Source organism: Sulfitobacter sp. 15WGC (genome assembly GCF_005068605.1).
In the GTDB taxonomy this organism is placed as follows: domain Bacteria; phylum Pseudomonadota; class Alphaproteobacteria; order Rhodobacterales; family Rhodobacteraceae; genus Sulfitobacter; species Sulfitobacter faviae.
Genome location: NZ_SZNL01000025.1, coordinates 1 through 2907, shown reverse-complemented (window position 1 = coordinate 2907; position 2907 = coordinate 1). Strand labels below are relative to the sequence as shown.

3 protein-coding genes are annotated in these 2907 nt (G+C 49.6%); 2 read left to right on the top strand and 1 reads right to left on the bottom strand.

Features of this window, described 5'->3' with window-relative positions:
- Window positions 1–797: 797 nt before the first annotated feature.
- Entirely contained in the window at window positions 798–1481 is a 684-nt protein-coding gene (locus FCK22_RS16115) for a hypothetical protein (RefSeq protein WP_136720589.1), read from the bottom strand.
- A gap of 297 nt (window positions 1482–1778) precedes the next feature.
- On the opposite strand from FCK22_RS16115, the gene FCK22_RS18995 reads away from it, so the two are divergent.
- Together FCK22_RS18995 and FCK22_RS18990 are read left to right on the top strand one after the other, a co-directional pair.
- Entirely contained in the window at window positions 1779–1946 is a 168-nt protein-coding gene (locus FCK22_RS18995) for a hypothetical protein (RefSeq protein WP_169306104.1), read from the top strand.
- 135 nt (window positions 1947–2081) lie between these two features.
- Window positions 2082–2228: a hypothetical protein gene (locus tag FCK22_RS18990; protein WP_169306103.1), complete on the top strand. Its 147-nt coding sequence runs from the start codon at window positions 2082–2084 to the stop codon at window positions 2226–2228.
- Window positions 2229–2907: the final 679 nt, after the last annotated feature.

The following is a 2907-nucleotide window of genomic DNA, read 5'->3' as shown; positions in this document are numbered from 1 at the left end:
AAAAAAAATTATTTATGGTCTGGTCACTACGGGGGTCTTTTTCGACCTCATTTTAGGGCCTAACAATCGATACAATTAAATATTTTTATATACTTTTCAGTAACTTATGGTCTAAGTGACCACAGCTACACTAAATAAGGCAGCGTCATTTCAGCATTTATATTCACGAATATAATTGGTTTGGTGGGTTTTTGCTGGCCCATCGGTAGCCCCCTTGTGGCCCATCAGTGGTCGCTGTGTGGCCCAAGGTGGTCATCCCGTAGCCCATCGGTGGTCTAGGGTGCTTGCAAGCTATCTTGCTGCCACCAGACTGACCGCAATCTGTACCTCCGGGGGCAAAAATGACGGAAGAAAAAGGTGCGCTCACTGACGTTGCTACAGGGCGCCTAGAATAACCACAGAAAGCCTACAAGACGGCTACAGTTGGGCCACAACAGGTGGGCTACTCGTTTCATCTTTTGACCCGAGTCGGTTTCTTCTCTCTCCGCTCAAGGCTCACAGCTTGCGGCTTGCCACTAAGCGCTGAAGGCGGGCTTGGTTCATATTTCAGCGTCCGTCACAGCCGCTCATTGAAGGTATCGTCGAGAAATCGTCGTTTCCCATCCATCGATATGTGGAGAGCGGTCCGTCCAAGCTAAGGATGTAAAATGGGGAACATCTATGACTATCGATGTTGATTACTTGGAGCAGGCGGAACTCGTTGTTCGCTTTCGTTCGGCGCTCCGACGAAGGCCAAAAATGCTTCCCGGATTTTGCCGGGAAGCATAATTAATCTAACGATCATTGTCCGTGCGGGTTTAGTTCGAACTGGCAGTTTGTGGCTTTCCGTCGGGGCCATAGTAGACGATCTCGACGTCTTTACGGAGATCCTTTTCCACGTCAGAGAAGGCTTCTTGACGCAACTGCTGTTCAATCTGAGCTCGCACAGATTCAAGAGGTGGTATCTCTTGGTCGCTGTTGGCTTTGATCTCTTCATACTTCGCTTCGACAGACTCGTCAGTGACGCGATCGCCTAGTTCCCGCTGAAGCCAGACTTGGATCATTGCATCCTTTTCATTTGCAGAACGAGCTTCCTCAACAAGCGCAACGACTTCTGAATCTTCATTCAGTTTATCCGCCAAAGCGGCCTTATAGATGAGCTCTTTAGCGATGAGCTGGTTGACCGCCATGGGCACCAGAAGCTCTGGCGGTTGTTGCCGAAGTTGAGGAGGAAGCGCGGAGATCGCTCCGGAAACGTCCGAGCGGCTAATGTCCTCATCTCCCACGCGCACGACCAGCAGACCACTTTCAGCCTCCGCAGAACTTGTATCATTCGTGGCGGCGCTTTCTTTCGATGTCTTGCTGGTTTCCCTATCCTCGGTTTTTGTTACTTCGGTTTGGGCGCTTGATGTGTCGCTATTCGAATCCTGGGCATACAGCGGTGCCGCGACCAGAGACACGACGAGCGCAGTGGTAGTCGTCAGTTGTGTCGTCAATGGCATGTCGTTTGCTCCTTTCGTTGCAACAAGTGCTAGCAAAACGATCTGCGCTTATAGTGGTTCCGTTTCGGGCAAGAGGAAGAGACGTTGTTGGGTGAGGAAAGGCTAGTTTGATATGGAACGTTCTGTTTATAGCTGAGGTTGGAACTCTGGAGACTTTCGCAGAACAAGAAGAGGTTCGTCGTGCCAGCATACTTGATTTCTTATTCCACAGCAGCAGAGCAGACTAGGACAGACCTCGACGAGTTCATGGATGCCCTTGGTGCAGTGCCCCTAGGAGATTGTCTATGTGGGCTAGAGATGGATCTCGGACTTGACGCATTTCGCGATTGGCTAACCAGTCAGCTAGAAGAAAGCGACGCTTTGGTTGTCATCGAACTGCGCCCTCGTTTTAGACAGTCCAGCCAGAACCTTTCACGTGAAGCGGTTGCTTGGCTGGAAGAGGTGCTGCTGCCAAGAGGGGTTTGATAGCCTCGGGTCTAGCTTTATCCACAAGAAATTTTGACGGAAATTAATCTATTTTAAAGACGTACCCCCAGAGGTTCACAACGCTGTAAATCTTCTGGTACTTTCGTGTCCAGTAAAGTTTTAGGGGGATATCGTATGGCACCCAGCAACGATAGTGACAGAAGCTTGTTGGCCCGCATGACGGAGAATTGGAAATTTTCCCACTGGGCTGGCGCCTTAACGGTGGCGGTGCTCTGGATTATCGCAGCCTATGAAATGGTCACCTATCTGTTCGACAGCTAAGACGGCACAGCTGTCTCATTTTTACATTAAGTACCTTGCCGTTCATTCTACTGCGCCTATCTTCGCGCAATGGCCTCCATGAGCATAACAATACAGCCCCAAAACGTAAGATACGTGAGCGTAGGGCAGACAGCGGGCAAGTGCGGGAGCGAATGGCGTTCGGCATGGCTATGGTGATGCTATGGTCGCTTGGAATCTGGTTCGTTTTAACACACTGACCGTCATTTGCTGGCCGATTCATAGAAGCCTTTGGCGGTAAACGCGGGCTCGAAGGCGCATCATCTCATGGAGGCTCTAAACGGCACCATAGGGTTGTAGGGCTTCAGCTCGAGGCTCACTATTAATCGGGTGTTTTAGCCATAATATGTCAGCCTTTCTTACTTATAACCGCAATTATAGCTACGACCCGTCCCTATGGGTGTAATCGCCTCATGCCCAGTGCTAAACTCATTAAAAGAGAACGCCGGACAGGGCTCGGCAGAGTTCAACACCAGATGTCTTAGGTGTTTTGCCGGGAAACAAAAATACTAAGCCCCCGTGTTCTTAGAGGGTCGACGTTAGTGTGTAGTAATACATATATGGACGCATATCTGAAATAGAGGTTGATATGCATACGAAAAATGATCTGAAAGCAATGTCGCGAAAAGAGCTCGAAAGGCTTTTGTCTGATGTAAAAAAA

Bases quoted from the DNA above. Each gene is read 5' to 3' on its own strand.
- FCK22_RS16115 (WP_136720589.1), bottom strand. From the start codon at position 1,481: ATGCCATTGACGACACAACTGACGACTACCACTGCGCTCGTCGTGTCT.
- FCK22_RS18995 (WP_169306104.1), top strand. From the start codon at position 1,779: ATGGATCTCGGACTTGACGCATTTCGCGATTGGCTAACCAGTCAGCTA.
- FCK22_RS18990 (WP_169306103.1), top strand. From the start codon at position 2,082: ATGGCACCCAGCAACGATAGTGACAGAAGCTTGTTGGCCCGCATGACG.